18 protein-coding genes are annotated in these 17,088 nt (G+C 34.0%); 9 read left to right on the forward strand and 9 right to left on the reverse strand.

Annotated features, from left to right (window positions below; translation table 11 throughout):
- Position 1: 1 nt before the first annotated feature.
- Both HHX25_RS20015 and HHX25_RS20020 read left to right on the forward strand, forming a co-directional pair.
- Positions 2 to 400 (forward strand): nuclear transport factor 2 family protein, encoded by a 399-nt coding sequence (locus HHX25_RS20015; protein WP_169677110.1) that lies wholly within the window; start codon positions 2 to 4, stop codon positions 398 to 400.
- 191 nt (positions 401 to 591) lie between these two features.
- A complete protein-coding gene (locus HHX25_RS20020) occupies positions 592 to 936 on the forward strand; it encodes a hypothetical protein (RefSeq protein ID WP_169677112.1) in 345 nt (114 codons plus the stop codon).
- Between the two features lie 270 nt (positions 937 to 1,206).
- Here HHX25_RS20020 and groL read toward each other — a convergent pair whose 3' ends face one another.
- The 9 genes from groL to miaB all read right to left on the reverse strand — a co-directional run bounded on the left by groL (position 1,207) and on the right by miaB (position 8,871).
- A complete protein-coding gene (gene groL / locus HHX25_RS20025) occupies positions 1,207 to 2,841 on the reverse strand; it encodes a chaperonin GroEL (protein WP_169677114.1) in 1,635 nt (544 codons plus the stop codon).
- Positions 2,842 to 2,944: 103 nt separating this feature from the next.
- Entirely contained in the window at positions 2,945 to 3,220 is a 276-nt protein-coding gene (locus tag HHX25_RS20030; protein ID WP_169677116.1) for a co-chaperone GroES, read from the reverse strand.
- A 168-nt stretch (positions 3,221 to 3,388) separates the two neighbouring features.
- Positions 3,389 to 3,751 (reverse strand): preprotein translocase subunit SecG, encoded by a 363-nt coding sequence (secG, locus tag HHX25_RS20035; protein WP_169677118.1) that lies wholly within the window; start codon positions 3,749 to 3,751, stop codon positions 3,389 to 3,391.
- Positions 3,751 to 4,719 (reverse strand): hypothetical protein, encoded by a 969-nt coding sequence (locus HHX25_RS20040; protein WP_169677120.1) that lies wholly within the window; start codon positions 4,717 to 4,719, stop codon positions 3,751 to 3,753. Before HHX25_RS20040 ends, secG begins: the two co-directional genes overlap by 1 nt.
- Before the next feature lie 4 nt (positions 4,720 to 4,723).
- Positions 4,724 to 5,230, reverse strand: a complete 507-nt coding sequence (locus HHX25_RS20045; RefSeq protein ID WP_169677122.1) for an LptE family protein — start codon at positions 5,228 to 5,230, stop codon at positions 4,724 to 4,726.
- Positions 5,231 to 5,258: 28 nt separating this feature from the next.
- A complete protein-coding gene (gene lptE / locus HHX25_RS20050; protein ID WP_169677124.1) occupies positions 5,259 to 5,771 on the reverse strand; it encodes an LPS assembly lipoprotein LptE in 513 nt (170 codons plus the stop codon).
- Between the two features lie 21 nt (positions 5,772 to 5,792).
- Positions 5,793 to 7,064 carry a sigma-54-dependent transcriptional regulator gene (locus HHX25_RS20055; protein WP_169677126.1) on the reverse strand — a complete coding sequence of 424 codons (1,272 nt, stop codon included), beginning with the start codon at positions 7,062 to 7,064 and terminating at the stop codon, positions 5,793 to 5,795.
- Positions 7,065 to 7,075: 11 nt separating this feature from the next.
- Positions 7,076 to 7,417: a hypothetical protein gene (locus HHX25_RS20060; protein WP_169677129.1), complete on the reverse strand. Its 342-nt coding sequence runs from the start codon at positions 7,415 to 7,417 to the stop codon at positions 7,076 to 7,078.
- 5 nt (positions 7,418 to 7,422) lie between these two features.
- Positions 7,423 to 8,871, reverse strand: a complete 1,449-nt coding sequence (gene miaB, locus HHX25_RS20065) for a tRNA (N6-isopentenyl adenosine(37)-C2)-methylthiotransferase MiaB (protein ID WP_169677131.1) — start codon at positions 8,869 to 8,871, stop codon at positions 7,423 to 7,425.
- 177 nt (positions 8,872 to 9,048) lie between these two features.
- Between miaB and HHX25_RS20070 the strand changes: the two genes are divergently transcribed.
- The 7 genes from HHX25_RS20070 to HHX25_RS20100 all read left to right on the forward strand — a co-directional run bounded on the left by HHX25_RS20070 (position 9,049) and on the right by HHX25_RS20100 (position 16,985).
- Positions 9,049 to 9,747: a lipocalin-like domain-containing protein gene (locus HHX25_RS20070; protein ID WP_169677133.1), complete on the forward strand. Its 699-nt coding sequence runs from the start codon at positions 9,049 to 9,051 to the stop codon at positions 9,745 to 9,747.
- Positions 9,748 to 9,763: 16 nt separating this feature from the next.
- A complete protein-coding gene (locus tag HHX25_RS20075; RefSeq protein WP_169677135.1) occupies positions 9,764 to 10,204 on the forward strand; it encodes a hypothetical protein in 441 nt (146 codons plus the stop codon).
- Positions 10,205 to 10,217: 13 nt separating this feature from the next.
- On the forward strand, positions 10,218 to 11,459 hold the full coding sequence (locus HHX25_RS20080; protein WP_169677137.1) for an LVIVD repeat-containing protein: 1,242 nt from the start codon (positions 10,218 to 10,220) through the stop codon (positions 11,457 to 11,459).
- A gap of 133 nt (positions 11,460 to 11,592) precedes the next feature.
- Complete coding sequence (locus tag HHX25_RS20085) at positions 11,593 to 12,369, forward strand: hypothetical protein (protein WP_169677139.1); 777 nt, start codon at positions 11,593 to 11,595, stop codon at positions 12,367 to 12,369.
- A 12-nt stretch (positions 12,370 to 12,381) separates the two neighbouring features.
- Entirely contained in the window at positions 12,382 to 13,164 is a 783-nt protein-coding gene (locus tag HHX25_RS20090; RefSeq protein WP_169677141.1) for a hypothetical protein, read from the forward strand.
- 137 nt (positions 13,165 to 13,301) lie between these two features.
- Entirely contained in the window at positions 13,302 to 15,797 is a 2,496-nt protein-coding gene (gene topA, locus HHX25_RS20095; protein WP_169677143.1) for a type I DNA topoisomerase, read from the forward strand.
- Positions 15,798 to 15,818: 21 nt separating this feature from the next.
- Positions 15,819 to 16,985, forward strand: coding sequence for a formimidoylglutamase (locus HHX25_RS20100; protein ID WP_169677145.1), 1,167 nt, complete (start codon positions 15,819 to 15,821; stop codon positions 16,983 to 16,985).
- Positions 16,986 to 17,088: the final 103 nt, after the last annotated feature.

Genomic DNA, 17,088 nt, shown 5'->3' on the forward strand with positions numbered 1-17,088 from the left:
AATGAATAGAACCGAATTAATAGAGAAAAAGCAAATTGTCGAAATGGAGCAAGATATTTTGAATGCAATGAAAACCAATGACGTTCAAAAGTTGGATGGCTTATTACATGAGGCATTGTTTTTTACCATTCCTAGTGGACAGACTATAACCAAAGCTATGGATTTGGAAACATACAGTTCTGGAAATATGAAAATAAGTGAGATTTTATATTCTGAACAAGACATAAACATCATTGGAGATAATGCCATTGTTTCTGCAGTTGTGGAAATGAAAGGAACATACTTTGATTATTCCCTTAACGGGACATATAAAGTTATAAGGATCTGGAAACTATTTCATGATACATGGAAGGTCATAGCAGGAAGTAGTGTTGTGTTCGATTACAAGAACAATAGTTAATCAGGGATATATTGGACTGTCTTAGAAAACAAATATGATGTCAAATGGCTGGCTTTGAAATTTAAATTTTAGTTCTTTATAGAGGATGTATTATAAAACAGTTACATTTGAAAGTGAAATATATACCATCAAAGTACGTTTATGTAATTGGTATGTGAAATTCTAGAAATAAATAAACTAAAAATCGATTTATGAAAAAAATAATCATCATCCCAATTTTATTATTAATAATTTCATGTGGTAGTAAAGGATTAAGTGGCGAATATACTTGTGAGACATCAAATGGGGAATTTGGTTCCGTGATACGATTTAAAGAAGGCGGTAAGTTGTTTTTGGATTTAATTCCAAGCGAATTAGCTAAGCGAAACCCAGAATTAGGAAGTAAATTAGATGTGCCAGGAGAATATGAAATTGTAGACGATAAAGTTATTATTAAATATTTTGATGGGTATCAAACCCATACGTTAACGAAAATCGATGATAAACTGACTTCAACATCAGATTTATTTAAATTATGTACTTGTAAAACAGAGTAGAAACTTTTGCATCAATTAGCTTTTTTTCAAACGCTTATATGCTTTGTATACGCATTAAGGTGGTATAATTGAAGGTAACTAAGATAATTGTATAAAAACTGAGTTTAAAAAAGAGGGTGTCTAAAAAGTCTTTATAATTTGATTTGTCAGGTTGAGCCTGTCGAAACCAACATTGATTATCTGTCTTTTAAAATATTTCGACAAGCTCAATATGACATTGAACATTCTTTTTAGACACCCTCTTTTAATATAATTTGATGAGGTAGTCGATTACATCATGCCAGGCATACCGCCGCCTCCCATAGGAGGCATAGCAGGAGCCGCTTCTTCTTTAATATCGATTAATGCACACTCGGTAGTAAGAATCATTCCAGCAACAGAGGCTGCATTTTCTAATGCGATACGTGTTACTTTTTTAGGATCGATAATACCCGCTTTAAGCATATCTACATATTCTTCAGATTTAGCATCGTAACCAAAATCCTTTTTACCTTCTAAAACTTTAGAAATAACAACACTTCCTTCACCACCAGCGTTTTCAACAATAGTACGTAGAGGAGACTCAATGGCACGTGCTACAATTTGAATTCCTGTTACTTCATCTAGGTTTTCGGTTGTTATTTTTTCTAGTACCGATTTTGCTCTTACTAAAGCAACACCACCACCAGCAACGATACCTTCTTCTACAGCAGCTCTGGTTGCATGTAACGCGTCATCAACACGGTCTTTTTTCTCTTTCATTTCCACTTCACTAGCAGCACCTACGTAAAGAACAGCAACACCTCCTGCCAATTTAGCCAGACGTTCCTGTAGTTTTTCTTTATCGTAATCACTAGTTGTTGTTTCAATTTGAGCCTTAATCTGGTTGACTCTGGCTTTAATATCTTTAGCATTTCCAGCACCATTAACAATAGTTGTGTTGTCTTTGTCTACTGTTACCGTTTCAGCTGTACCCAACATACTTAAGTCTGCATTCTCTAAAGTGAAGCCTCTTTCTTCAGAAATAACAGTACCACCAGTTAAAATGGCAATATCTTCTAGCATCGCTTTACGTCTGTCACCAAAACCAGGTGCTTTTACAGCAGCAATTTTAAGTCCACCACGTAATTTATTTACCACTAGAGTTGCTAGTGCCTGACCATCAACATCCTCAGCAATAATTAATAAAGGACGTCCAGATTGAGCCACCGGTTCTAGGATTGGAAGAATTTCTTGTAAGTTAGAAATCTTTTTGTCAAATAATAAGATATATGGATTTTCTAAATCGGCAATCATTTTATCGGCATCGGTTACAAAGTAAGGTGATAAGTAACCTCTGTCGAATTGCATACCTTCAACAACATCAACATATGTTTCCATACCTTTGGCTTCCTCGACAGTAATAACGCCTTCTTTACCAACTTTAGTAAATGCCTGAGCGATTAACTCTCCAATAGTGTCATCGTTATTTGCAGATATAGCAGCAACTTGTTTTATTTTTTCAGAAGAATTGCCTACTTGCTTAGACTGCTTTTCTAAATCTGCAGTAATTGTACCAACAGCTTTATCGATGCCTCGTTTTAAATCCATAGGATTAGCACCAGCAGCAACATTTTTTAAGCCTTCCTTTACTATGGCTTGCGCTAAAACAGTAGCGGTAGTTGTACCATCTCCTGCTAAATCATTAGTTTTAGAAGCGACTTCTTTTACCATTTGAGCACCCATATCTTCATGAGGGTTTTCTAACTCAATTTCTTTAGCTACAGATACACCATCTTTAGTTACTTGTGGTGCTCCGAAAGATTTACTAATAATTACGTTACGTCCTTTAGGACCTAAAGTTACTTTTACAGCATTGGCTAATGCATCAACACCACGTTTTAATCCGTCGCGTGCTTCAATATCAAATTTTATGTCTTTTGCCATTTTGAATTACTTTTTGTCATTCCTACCTTAGTAGGAATCTGTTTTTTTATACTTGATTTTTGTTTGATGAGATTCCCATGCAAATGGGAATAAAAGCAATTACTTAGATAATTGCTAAAATGTCACTTTCGCGCATAATTAAATAATCTTTGCCTTCCAATTTAAGTTCGGTTCCAGCAAATTTCCCGTATAGAACAGTGTCACCAACTTTTACGGTAATGGGGGCATCTTTTGTGCCTTTTCCAGCGGCTACTACGTTTCCTTTTTGTGGTTTTTCTTTAGCGTTATCTGGAATAATAATTCCTGAAGCCGTAGTGGTTTCGGCTGCAGCAGGTTCAATAAGAACACGGTCTGCTAATGGTTTAATATTTAATGCCATTTTTTATATGTTTTAAATTATTTAAGTTTTTTAACGCTTAAGCGTTATACTAAAAATGTGCCAATACTCAAGAACTGACAAACTTGCAGGCCTGCCTAATCAGACAGGTAGGAACAAAAAATGCCAACTGGTAAAGTTGGCATTTCTGTTTCATTTTATTATACAAAATTAATTTGCTGTAGAATCTGCTGGCGTTGCAGTTGCCGCATCATTAGTTGCTGGTAATGGAGCAGGCAAAGCAGGAGTGGTGGTTGCTGCGTCCTCATCTAAAGCTTTAGAATCTACGTTTTCTCCCCCTCTGTTAATTGCTACATTAGAAGCTAATATTAAAACTAATAATAGGGTTGCCAAGGTCCATGTACTTTTATCTAAAAAATCAGTTGTCTTTTTTACACCACCTAATTGTTGTGTGCCACCGCCGCCAAAAGATGATGATAATCCACCACCCTTAGGGTTTTGAACCATGATTACCACTATGAGTAAAAATGCTACTACTACAATTAGTGCTAAAAATATTGTAAACGTACTCATTATTCTATATTATTTTGTTCTTGTAATTGTTTTATCGCCTTAATTTGGTCTGCAAAGAAACCACTTTTTTCTGGATATTTCAAACTTAAAACTTTATAAGATTGAATTGCTTTTTTATAGTTTTTTTGCTCAACATAAATACGGGCTAAAGTCTCGGTCATTAAGGACTCAGGTCTTATCATTTGAGCTTTGGCCAGATTTCCTTTAGTAATTGAAGATTTAAAAGGGTTTATTTTTGGGTTTTTTGTAATGAATTGATCGATAAGCTCAAACTTTTTAGCTTTATCTAAAGTAGGTTTGTCGTTATCAATTTCTGTATGTTCTTGATTTTTGTTTTCCTCTTTCTCTTCTTTGTCATCACGTCTTTCAATCGGTTTAAAGCGTGCTAATTTTAACCATTCGTTAAAAGAATGGGTTTCTTTTTTGTCAAATTGAAGGGGTTTGCCCAGACTTAGTATATCGCTAGCAGAAACCTCTTGTGTTTTTGTTTCTTTGGTTACTTTTTCAATAGATTCAGATTCATCTAAAACAAAATTTGTTGATTTTTTAGGGCGCTCTTCTTTAGGTTGAAATAATGATGGATCCAGAACCCCTATAGTGTCTTTAATTTGTTGTTTTAAGGTATTGTCTATTTTTACACTTTTATTTACCGAAATATCTTCAACGGTAACGTCTATGTCTTTTAGGTGGGCAATATTTTGCTTTATAAATTGTGAGATTTCATTTTGAATAAATGCTTCAGATGTAATAAAATCAAACAAAATACTTCTGTCTGTTGTATAAGCGGCCGTTGTTTTAAGCTCTTGGTTGTATTTAAAACTACTTTGGTTTTTTAGGCCTTTAAGATATACGGCACGAGCTGGTTGAAAATAAGGGAATTCATCGATAATAGATTTCACAGCTTCAGTTTGTTGATGCGTTATGGTTTGTGGTTGCTGTAATATGTTTGCGAAATCTGTTGAATTCATTAGGTTACCATTTGGCTAGAGTTGCATTAAAAATATCTTGTGTCAAACGTTCAAAAATCTCTTCGTGAGCTGTTGTCTTTTGGCTGCCGACAAGCTGAGAACTTCCAGGATAATCATAGAAAAATGAAAAGCTCTGTTCAAGATCGTCTTCTTCTTTCTTCCTATTAAAAAAACGCACTTTAACACCAATAGTCAATCTGTTTTGGGCAGCTGTGTTTTGAGATGTCGCCGTAGTTGGTGAAATCCTGTAATTTGTTATTTCTCCTTCATAAACTAAATCACCATTAGAAGGGACCAACCCTAAATTGGTTTGGTTTTGTATTAAGTCTTCTAGAGCTAGTTTAAAATCTCTTTCTAAACCAGGCTCTATTAATAGTGATGTGTTTTCAAAACGATTTACCTGAAATGTTTTAACATCTGGAGATATAGATGCACCGGTAAATGAATAGATGCCGCAGTTTACAATTGTTAATGTAATTACTAGTAAAAATATGTATTTAACTATTTTCATATGTATTTAACTTGATCTATATTATATTTTACCATTTGGCAGTTAAGGTAGTGTTAAAAATATCCTGAGTTATATGTTTAAATATTGCTTCAATAGCTTCGTTTTTTAGATTTCCTGTAAGTTGTTTATCGCTAGGGTAGTCATAAAAGAACGAAAAAGTTTGCTCAAAATTACTGTCTTTTTTTAATTTATTAAAATGGAGAACATTTATACTTATTTTTAGTCTGTTTTGAGCTGCAGTATTTTGGGATGTAGCAGTTGTCGGTGAAATTTTATAATCTGTGATTTCTCCTTGATAAACTAAATCACCTCCAGTTTTTACTAAACTCAACGAGGTTTGATTTAATAGCAATTCCTGTAAGGATAATGTGAAATCTCTATTTAAGCCTGGTTCAATTAAATTTGAATTGTTTTTAAAACTATTTACTTGAAATGTCGTAGCATTTCCTATATTGACATTATTAAATGTGTATTTTGATTTACACCCAAACATAATAATTGATATGCCAATATTGATTATAATTAATTTGTAAAACTTCATTCAACGTCTAGTTTTAAAGTATTACAAGTCATATTGCTTAATCTTTCTATATAAAGTACGTTCACTAATTCCAAGTTCGGCTGCTGCTAATTTACGTTTTCCGTTGTGACGTTCAAGAGATTTTTTTATTAATTCTAATTCTTTATCATGTAGGGATAAGGTTTCTTCTTCCTGAATCTCTTCGGCAAAATGATATTTATCTTGAATGTCAATGGTCTCTTCTGGGTCTATTGAATGTTCTGGTATAGATAATACTTCTGTTTCTGGAACGGAGTTTTCGTATACGGTTTCCTCTTCTTCTTTGTTGGTTCCATATATTTTCTGAATTAGAACTTCATTATCTTTTTCTACATCTTTGGTGTTTCCACTTTTCATAAGTTCCATGGTAAGCTTTTTTAAATCATTTAAATCGGCTTTCATATCAAATAGAACTTTGTATAAAATCTCACGCTCACTGCTAAAATCACTTTCAGATTTTGATGTTTTAATGACTGCAGGTAAATTGGTGCCTGTTGTTGGTAGATAACCTCTAAGTGCTTCTGCTGTTATCGTACGATTTTGCTCTAATACCGATAGTTGCTCTGCAATATTACGAAGCTGACGCACATTGCCACTCCAACGATGCTTAGCAAGCACTTGAATAGCTGTATCTGTTAATTTAACGGTTGGCATTTTATATTTAAGAGCAAAATCGCTGGCAAATTTTCTAAACAGTAAATGGATATCTTCTCGTCGCTCACGCAATGGGGGTAAATGTATGTCTACTGTACTTAATCTGTAATATAGATCTTCACGGAACTTTTCCTTGTCGATAGCTTCAAACATATTTACATTGGTAGCGGCTACTATACGAACATTGGTTTTTTGAACCTTACTGGAACCTACCTTTAAAAACTCACCATTTTCCAGAACACGTAGTAATCGTACTTGTGTTGTTAGCGGGAGTTCCCCCACTTCATCAAGAAAAATAGTACCGCCATCTGCTACTTCAAAATAACCTTGTCTGGTTTGAGTTGCTCCTGTAAAGGCACCTTTTTCATGGCCAAAAAGTTCACTGTCAATAGTGCCTTCTGGTATAGCTCCACAGTTTACAGCAATATATTTGTTGTGCTTTCTGTGTGATAATTGATGTATTATTTTGGGAATACTTTCTTTACCAACACCACTCTCTCCAGTTACCAGCACCGAAATATCGGTTGGAGCGACCTGAATGGCTTTTTCAATGGCTCGGTTTAGTAATGCCGTATTACCAATAATACCAAAACGTTGTTTTATGGACTGTACAGATTCCATTAATTATTTTTTTAATGCTCAATATATTCAGAAATTCCGCGCTCATTTTTCTTTCCCAACCATTCCCAATTAAGCTTGAGTTTTATTTTGTTGTTGCTAGTTAAACTTATGTTGGCAATTGCTTTTCCTGCTTTTAATTCGCTTTCTGTGGTTATACATTGGTATAACATATCAAGTTTATTATTTTCTAAATGGGCAATTATTTTACCATATTTTATGGGGCCTCCATAATATTCGGCGGTGACTAGATTGCCTTCTTGTTTATATTTAAATATGGTCTCAGAATTCACTTTTCCTTTTTCAGAATTTTCTATAAGAGAAAATATTTTATTGTTAAAGTTGAATTTCTCCATCTTTTTTAATTGTTTTCAGAATATCCTATAGCCTCGCCAATAAGTGTTGCGCTGGTACAGCTTGTCGTTTTTACCATGACCAAATCTCCTATTTTATAATGGGCTTTAGGAAATACAACGACTGTATTCTGAGGATTTCTTCCAGACCATTGTTGGTTCGATTTTTTAGATTCTTTTTCAATTAATACTTCTACAACGGTATTTAACTGTGCTTCGGTTCTTATTCTGCTATGTTCTTGTTGTAGAGCAACCATTTCTGCTAGTCTTCTTTTCTTTACAGGTTCTGGTACATCGTCTTCCATTTTACGCTCGGCCATAGTGCCTGGACGTTCGGAATAGGTAAACATATATCCGAAATGATATTTCACATGGTTCATTAAAGAAACGGTGTCCTGAAAGTCTTCTTCTGTCTCGGTAGGAAAACCAACGATCATATCTTGACTGATGGCACAATCTGGAATGATTTTACGAATATTATCAATCAAAGTCATATACTCTTCACGGGTATGTAAGCGATTCATTGCTTTTAAAACACGGTCGCTGCCACTTTGTACTGGTAAATGAATATGGTTGCAAATATTATGGTGTTTAGCCATGGTCTCAACAACATCCAGCGTTAAGTCCTGTGGATTTGATGTTGAAAATCGAATGCGCATTTTTGGTTGTGTGTTCGCACACATGTCCAATAGTTTTGCAAAGTTTACCGATGTGGCTTTTTGTATCTCGCTAGCTTTGTCAAAATCCTTTTTCAATCCGCCACCATACCAAAGATAGCTATCTACATTCTGGCCAAGTAGCGTAATTTCTTTAAAACCTCTACGCCATAAATCGTTTATTTCTTCTAAAATACTCTGTGGGTCTCTACTGCGTTCACGACCACGAGTAAAAGGAACCACGCAAAAAGTACACATGTTGTCGCAGCCACGCGTTATGGAAACAAAAGCTGTAACACCATTGGTGTTTAAACGTACTGGAGAAATATCCCCATAGGTTTCTTCTTTAGAAAGGATAACGTTAATAGCATCGCGTCCTTCATCAACTTCTGCCAGTAAGTTTGGTAGGTCTTTATAAGCATCTGGTCCAACAACCAAATCAACAATTTTTTCTTCTTCAAGAAATTTTGTTTTTAAGCGTTCTGCCATACAGCCCAAAACACCTACTTTCATTTTTGGATTGTGGGCTCTTTTTACAGCATTGTATTTTTCTAAGCGTTTGCGTACGGTCTGTTCTGCTTTGTCTCTAATAGAGCAGGTGTTTACTAAAACCAAATCGGCATCTTCTAAATTCTGTGTCGTATTAAATCCTTGGTCTGACATGATTGAAGCCACAATTTCACTATCGCTAAAATTCATAGCGCACCCATAACTTTCAATAAAAAGTTTGCGTTTATTGTTTTCTTTTGATTCTAGGATGAGTGATTCTCCCTGTTTATTTTCGTCTATAATTTTCTCCATAATATATCGAAACTGAACGCATTCAATAAGTGTGCAAAGATACAATTTATTTGCGTTTTGTGACAAAGTGGCAGTTTGAATTTCTTTCAAATTTTAAAATTATCAATGCCGTTTACGCAACCAAAATGTGCTTTGGGTATCTATTTAGAAACCAAACTTCTAAAATATATTAAGTTTATGAAAAAGATTTTATTTGCTATTTCCGTTATGTTATGTTTCATGAATATGAAATGTTCAGATGATGACACTATTCATGTTGATTCAGATAATTTATTAATTGGTAGTTGGGCAGAACCCGTTTACGATGCTGAAAAAATAACATTTAAAAAAGTAGCTAAACTGCCTGAAGAAGACTACGGAATTTTATTCAAGGATAACGGAAGCTTTGTTGTTCGTTCTTCAGGATGGTGCGGCACACCACCTTTGGTTTTTTTCGATTCTAATGGAACATGGAAACTAGATAATACACTTATAACTATAACGCAGGATCAATATCCCAGTAACTATATTTGGCGTATCGTTTCGTTGACTGCAAACGAATTAGTTGTAAAAAGAGAGTTGACAGAACAAGAAGAAGACCATAGGGAATTAATGGATTTGTTTGATGAAATTTACCAACTATCAATAAGTGTTTCCTGTACCGATAGTGCCGATTGGACTTTTACGGCCTATGGCGCTAAAGCTTGTGGCGGTCCACAGGGATATATTGCTTATTCCACACAAATAGATACTGCAGCTTTTTTACAAAAAATAGAAGTATACACTAATTTAGAAAAAGCGTATAATATAAAATGGGGTATTGCTTCGACATGTGATTTGCCAAAACAACCTAAAGGAGTCGTTTGCGAAAATGGATTTCCTGTACTGAAGTATTAATTTAGAAACATGTGTAATGATGAAAAAGATTTTTTTTGTTGCCTCAGTGGTATTGTGTTTTATGAATATGCAATGTAACGATGACGATGGTATTGATCCTTCTTTATTTGTTTGCGATCAGGCCGTTGTTGTTGATAAAGAAGTATATGATAATTTAGATTCAGCTCATTTTACTTTGGTTAATGCTGAAATAAGTAATAATTGTTTAACTATCGAAATAAGTGCTTCTGGGTGCGATGGTAATTCCTGGGAGTTTAATTTAATAGATTCTGGAGCTATTGCCGAATCTTCACCAGAACAACGTTATTTAAAACTTCAATTAGTAAATAAAGAAGCTTGTTTAGCAGTATTTAAAAGAACGGTTTCGTTCGATTTAACGCCACTTCAAGTTAGTGGGAGTCGTGAAATCATATTGCATTTAAAAGGTTTGGAATCTTCATTGAATTATAAATATTAAAAAAATATCCGTTATGAAATTAAAATATCTTTTTTTGTCCATAATTTTTATAAGCATATGGTCTTGTGATAAAAAAGACCTTGATCTTGAGCTTGTTCAGGTAGCAACGCCCGAGTTGATGACTAAGGTCGATTTTAGAAATTCGGTTGAAATTACAACACCCGAAACTATTGAAAAGGTTGGTAAAATATATGCGTATAAAAACTATATTTTTATTAGTGATATTAATAAAGGAGTGCATGTTATAGATAATTCGAACCCAGCCTTGCCAAAAGCAATTAAATATATAAAAGTCCCTGGAAATGAGGATATTTCAATAAAGAATGATTTTTTATATGCAGACAGTGCTACAGATTTAGTGGTTTTTGATATTTCTGATATTAGTTCAATCTCTTTAGTTGAAAGATTGGAAGATGTGTTTAATATTTATAATTATAATATCCCAATAGAGGCGGAAGCTGTTGATTATAGTAAAGTAGATTGGGAGAATAATATTATTGTAGGATGGACAGTAACAACCGAAAAGCGCAAAAAAGTAGACAATCGTTTTGTTGATCCAGGTGTGATAACAAACGACGTTGCATTCAATGCGGCCGAATCTGTTATAGGTAAAGGAGGATCCTTGGCGCGTTTTCAAATAGTGGACAATTATTTATATACCGTTGGAAATCACGAAATGGCTATTTTTAATATTCAAAGTTTGTCATCGCCAGTGCTTGATGGCAAACAATATGCAGGATGGAATATAGAAACGATGTTTCATGCAGATAACTACCTGTATTTAGGAAGTACGAACGGTATGTATATTTACAGTATAGCAAATCCGTCGTCGCCAGAATATATTTCAGAGTTTACGCATTGGGAAGGCTGTGATCCTGTGGTTGTTGATGGAGATTATGCCTATTTAACGTTGCGAGGCGGGAATGCTTGTGGTCAATTGGAAAGTGTTTTAGAGGTCATAGATATTAGTGACAAAAAAACGCCAACATTGGCAGGGCGCTACGAATTAGAAAATCCTTACGGACTGGGTATTAAAGAAAATACATTGTTTGTTTGCGATGGCAATTCAGGATTAAAGTTGTTCGATAAGTCGAATCCGTTGGATGTAAAGTTAACAAAAGCCTATAACGACATACAATCTAAAGATGTTATTCCGTTAAAAAATAGTTTGTTAATGATAGGGGGGAATACACTGTATCAATATGAATATATTCATAATGGTGTAAAACTAATTAGCTCTTTTTCGTTGAAATAACGTTTTAATAATTTTGACTAATCTTAAAAAAACCTGCTTTTTGTGCAGGTTTTTTTGTTAGTGTTGTATTACAAATGTATTTTTAAAAAATATTTGTTTTTAAAGCATTGTAATCGATTTAACCAACCAAATTATGCATACCCTAGAGTCCCTATTAAAAAAGGTAAATAACTCAAAATCTTTAGATTTTGGAACCATAATCAACCATACCATAGAACTATTTAAAAAAATCTGGTTAAAAGGTTTTTTGATGGTTTTGATTATGGTAGTTTTTGCAGTTATAATAAGTTTCCTGTTTTCGTTAATTGGATTGACGTCTACTAATAACTTCTTTATTAACAATAACTTTGATATGGATGCCTTTTTTAGTCAATATGCAGGAAATGTACTTTTTAGTGTTCCTCAAACCATTCTTTTAAGTGCGATAACTATAGCTTTCGTAGGCGCATTTTATCAGATTTGCAGGCAAGTTGATTCAGGAGGTAATGTTGTTGATGATTATTTTTATTTCTTTAAAAAAGAATATTTTTCCAAGCTGCTGATGCTAGGAATTATTTATACAGGAATAGCAACATTAGCACAACTTATGTTTTTTATCCCTTACATTTATGTGTTTGTGCCATTGTCATATTTCTCTGTAGTTTTTGCTAACAATCCAAATTTAAGTGAAATGGATATTGTTAAGGCAAGTTTTGCAATAGGAAACAAAAAATGGCTTATCACATTCGGAACCATGTTTGTGGCTGGTATTTTAGGAATGCTAGGTATGATTGCTTGCTTTATAGGTGTTTTATTTACCTTGTCTATAATTTATTTGCCAGTGTTTTTTATTTATAAAGAAGTTATTGGTTTCGATAATACCAGTGAAATAGATCAAATAGGTGCAGGAAACGATTTAGATTACCAATAAAATTATTACAATATGAATAAAATTAGTAGTTTGTTACAAAAAATAGAAAATGCTAAGAGCTTAGACTTTGGAATTATTTTTAGTGAGTCTATTGAGTTATTTAAAAAGACATGGCTTCAAGGGTTCTTATTGCAGTTGTTTACACTTATAATAATGATGCCTCTAATAATTGTTCTATACCTTCCTTTAATAGGGATGGCAATTGCACAGCAAGAGAGCGGGTATTCAGATCCTGAGGCATTTGGCGGTTTTTTTGCTGGAATGTCTATATTATATGTATTATTCATCATTGTTGGGGTGTTTGTTTTGGGGGCAGTTTCCGTGGCTATAAATGCTGCTTTTTTTAGAATTATAAAGAAATTGGATCATAATGAAGCCGTATCGACATCCGATTTTTTTTATTTTATAAAAGGGAAATATTTAAGTAAAATATTTGTGCTCATGTTGGCTTCTATAGGGATTGCTATAGTAGCAGCATTATTGTGTTACTTGCCTATATTTTATGTTATAGTACCCCTGTCTTATTTTTCATTGATATATGCATTTAACCCAGAACTTAGCGTGGGAGAGATTGTAAAAGTTAGTTTTAAACTGGGAAATAAAAAATGGCTAATTACTTTCGGTTTGGTTATAGTAGCTTCAATTTTATCGCAAATAGTTGGTTTTTTATTATGCGGAATCGGACTATTATTTACAGCGGCTTTTGTATATCATCCTACATATTTAATATATAAACATGTTATAGGTTTCGATGAAATAGATGCTATAGATGAAATAGGCCTGTTGTCAGAATAAACATATTTTCTATATCGAGAACCTGCTTTTTAAATGTTAAAAAGCAGGTTTTTTTGTTTAAATAATTAACAGATAATCCATAAAATGCGGCAGATAAACTTTTTTTGATATACATTTGTAGCTTCAAAAATTGAAGTATGACGAAGAATTTAGTGATTGTAGAGTCACCAGCAAAGGCAAAAACCATTGAAAAATTTCTAGGAAAGGATTTTAAAGTAGAGTCTAGTTTCGGGCATATATCCGATTTACCTTCCAAGGAATTAGGAGTTGACGTTGATGGTGATTTTAAGCCGAAATATGAAGTTTCAAAGGATAAAAAAGCGGTCGTTAAAAAATTAAAGGATTTAGCTAAAAAAGCAGAATGGGTTTGGTTGGCAAGTGATGAAGACCGAGAAGGAGAAGCCATTGCATGGCACTTGGCAGAAACTTTAAAATTAGATAAAGAAAAAACCAAGCGTATTGTTTTTCATGAAATAACAAAAGCAGCTATTCAAAAAGCAATTGAAAACCCTAGAGGCATTGATTACGATTTGGTAGATGCGCAACAGGCCCGTCGTGTATTGGATAGAATAGTAGGCTATGAGCTTTCTCCTGTACTTTGGAGAAAAGTAAAAGGCGGACTGTCTGCGGGTAGGGTTCAATCTGTTTCCGTGAGGCTAATTGTTGAAAAAGAAAGAGAAATAACAGGATTTACTCCTGTAGCGTCATATAGGGTCGATGCAGAGTTCTCAAATGAAGATGGACAAACCTTTAAAGCGAAACTTCCAAAGAATTTTTCAACTAAAGAAGAAGCGCAACAGTTCTTAGAAAAGAATAGTACGGCTAGTTTTAAGGTTTCTGATTTAGAAAAGAAACCAGCAAAAAAGTCACCAGCTGCACCATTTACAACATCTACATTACAGCAAGAAGCATCACGTAAATTATATTTTTCAGTAAGTAAAACCATGACCATGGCACAACGCCTATATGAGGCAGGTCTCATTACTTATATGAGAACAGATAGTGTTAACTTATCGGATGAGGCGAGACAAGGCGCGCAAGAGGAGATTGAAAAAGCCTATGGCGTAAAATATAGCAAGCCAAGAAACTATAAAGGAAAAGCCAAAGGTGCTCAAGAAGCGCATGAGGCTATTCGTCCGACAAATTTTTCAACACACTCTGTAGATATCGATAGAGATCAGGCACGTCTCTATGATTTAATCTGGAAACGCGCCATTGCTTCGCAAATGAGCGAGGCAGAATTAGAACGTACCAATGTGAAAGTTGGTGCCTCTACGCATAACGAAACCTTTACAGCTAACGGTGAAGTTATTACGTTTGATGGCTTTTTAAAAGTGTATTTGGAGGGAACAGACGATGAAGATGTAGAGCAAGAAGGCATGCTTCCAGCTATGAAAACAAATGAAACACTTCTTAACAATTATATAACAGCTACAGAGCGTTATACACGTCCGCCTGCAAGATATACAGAAGCATCGCTGGTTAAAAAACTAGAAGAATTGGGTATTGGACGTCCATCAACATATGCACCAACAATTTCAACTATACAAAATAGGAATTATGTGGAGAAAGGAACTGTTGAAGGTGTTGAAAGAAGTTATACGCAGTTAAAGCTTCAAAATGGTACTGTAAATGATAAAAAATTAACAGAAAAGGTAGGTTCAGATAAAGGGAAGCTTGTACCAACAGATATTGGTATGATTGTAACCGACTTTTTGGTAAATCATTTTGAGACTATTTTAGATTATAATTTTACAGCTAAGGTTGAAGCAGATTTTGATGAGATCGCTGAAGGTAATGAGGATTGGACCAAAATGATGAAATCATTTTATAAAAACTTCCACCCTAAAGTTGAAGACGTAAAAGAAAATGCCGAAAGAGAATCTGGGGAACGTATTTTAGGAACCGATCCAAAATCAGGAAAACAGGTGAGTGTGCGTTTAGGAAGGTTTGGGCCGATGGTACAAATTGGTACAGTTGATGATGAAGAAAAGCCGCAATTTGCTAGTTTGGGTCCAGATCAACAATTAACAACCATTACTTATGAAGAAGCTATGGATTTATTTCAGCTTCCAAAAAGTTTAGGGACTTATGAAGATGAGGATGTTGTTGTGAATAATGGTCGATTTGGTCCTTATGTTAAATTTGGTAATGCTTTTGTTTCGTTGCCAAAGGGAGTTGACCCTTTAAGTGTAGAACTTGATGATGCCATAGTTCTGATTAAAGAAAAGCAAAAGGCAGACGCTCCTATATATACGTATAAAGATTTGCCCGTACAAAAAGGGAAAGGACGTTTTGGGCCATTTATTAAATGGAACAACATGTTTATTAACGTAAATAAAAAATATGATTGGGATAACTTATCAGATGAAGATATAATTGAGTTAATTGAAACAAAAATTCAAAAAGAAATAGATAAGGTTGTCCATAATTGGGAAGAAGAAGGCATTCGAGTTGAAAAAGCGCGGTGGGGTAGGCATAATGTTCTAAAAGGAAAAATAAAAGTAGAACTTGCTAAAACAGTTGATGTTTCTGAAATGACCTTAGATGAAGCTAAAGCTATTATAGAAGCTAATGCTCCTAAGAAAAAAGCGACTAGAAAGAAAAAAGCACCAGCAAAAAAGAAATCATAAAAAATAGAAACATATCATCAAATGAATTTTAATTTTTTATCTCCTGTTTCAGATTTGGTTTTAGCTCATAACGAGTTACTTTCTACACAGGCTTTAGGGAGAAAACTTAAAATTCACTCCGAACAAAATGGTATCCCAGATTTGGATCATGTAAATATTGCCATTTTAGGTGTTTTAGAAAACAGAAATGATGTGAACTATATCGGAGAAGAATTTCGTTTGGATGAAATCAGAAAATCTTTATACGGTCTTTTCCCAGGAGCCTGGAATACTACCATTGCAGATTTAGGTGATATTAATAAAGGAGAAAGTGTAGAAGATACCTATTTTGCACTAAAAACGGCTATAAGTATTTTAGTAAAAAAGAATATCATACCTATTATATTAGGGGGTACTCAAGATCTTACTTATGCAAACTATAGAGCTTACGATAATTTAACGCCTATGGTTAATATTGTAAACGTAGATAATAAGTTCGATTTAGGAGATTCAACAAAGCCTATAAAGAATAATAGCTTTGTGGGGAAGGTGATTCTGGATCAACCATATAACCTTTTTAATTATGCAACTATAGGGTATCAAACGTATTTCAATTCGCAGGAAGAGATCGATTTAATGGATAGCCTTTATTTTGAATCTTATAGGCTCGGACAAGTATCTAACAATATTTCTATAGTTGAACCTGTACTAAGGGATGCTAACATAGTTAGTATAGACTTAACATCGGTAAAAGGTGCCGAGGTTAGTTTGAATCAGAAATATTCGCCTAACGGACTAGATGGAAAAGAAATTTGCGCTATTTCGCGTTATGCAGGTATTAGTAATAAGGTGTCCTCTTTTGGTATCTATGAGTATAAGCCATCTAAAGATGACGATATGACATCCACGTTAGTTTCTCAGATGATTTGGTATTTTATAGAAGGTGTTAATTATAGAGTGAACGATGATGACTTTTCTGAAGATAGAAATTATCAAAAATTTATAACATTAGTAGACTCCCAAGAATTGATCTTTTATAAAAGTAATAAAACAGGCAGATGGTGGATTGAAATCCCTTTTTTAGCTGAGGTAAATAATAAATTGAAAAGACATACGTTATTACCATGCATGCACCAGGATTACTTAGACGCCTGTAATAATAAGTTGCCTGATCGTTGGTATAAAGCATTTCAAAAGAATTGTGTTTAGTGTTGATAAAGGTCAAAACGTTTATTTCATCGGTAAAATGCCATTTTTTCACGATGAAATGTATTTTTTTTATCGAAAAAGTTGTTTTTTAAAAAATATATAA

The sequence above is a fragment of the Flavivirga algicola genome (genome assembly GCF_012910715.1).
In the GTDB taxonomy this organism is placed as follows: domain Bacteria; phylum Bacteroidota; class Bacteroidia; order Flavobacteriales; family Flavobacteriaceae; genus Flavivirga; species Flavivirga algicola.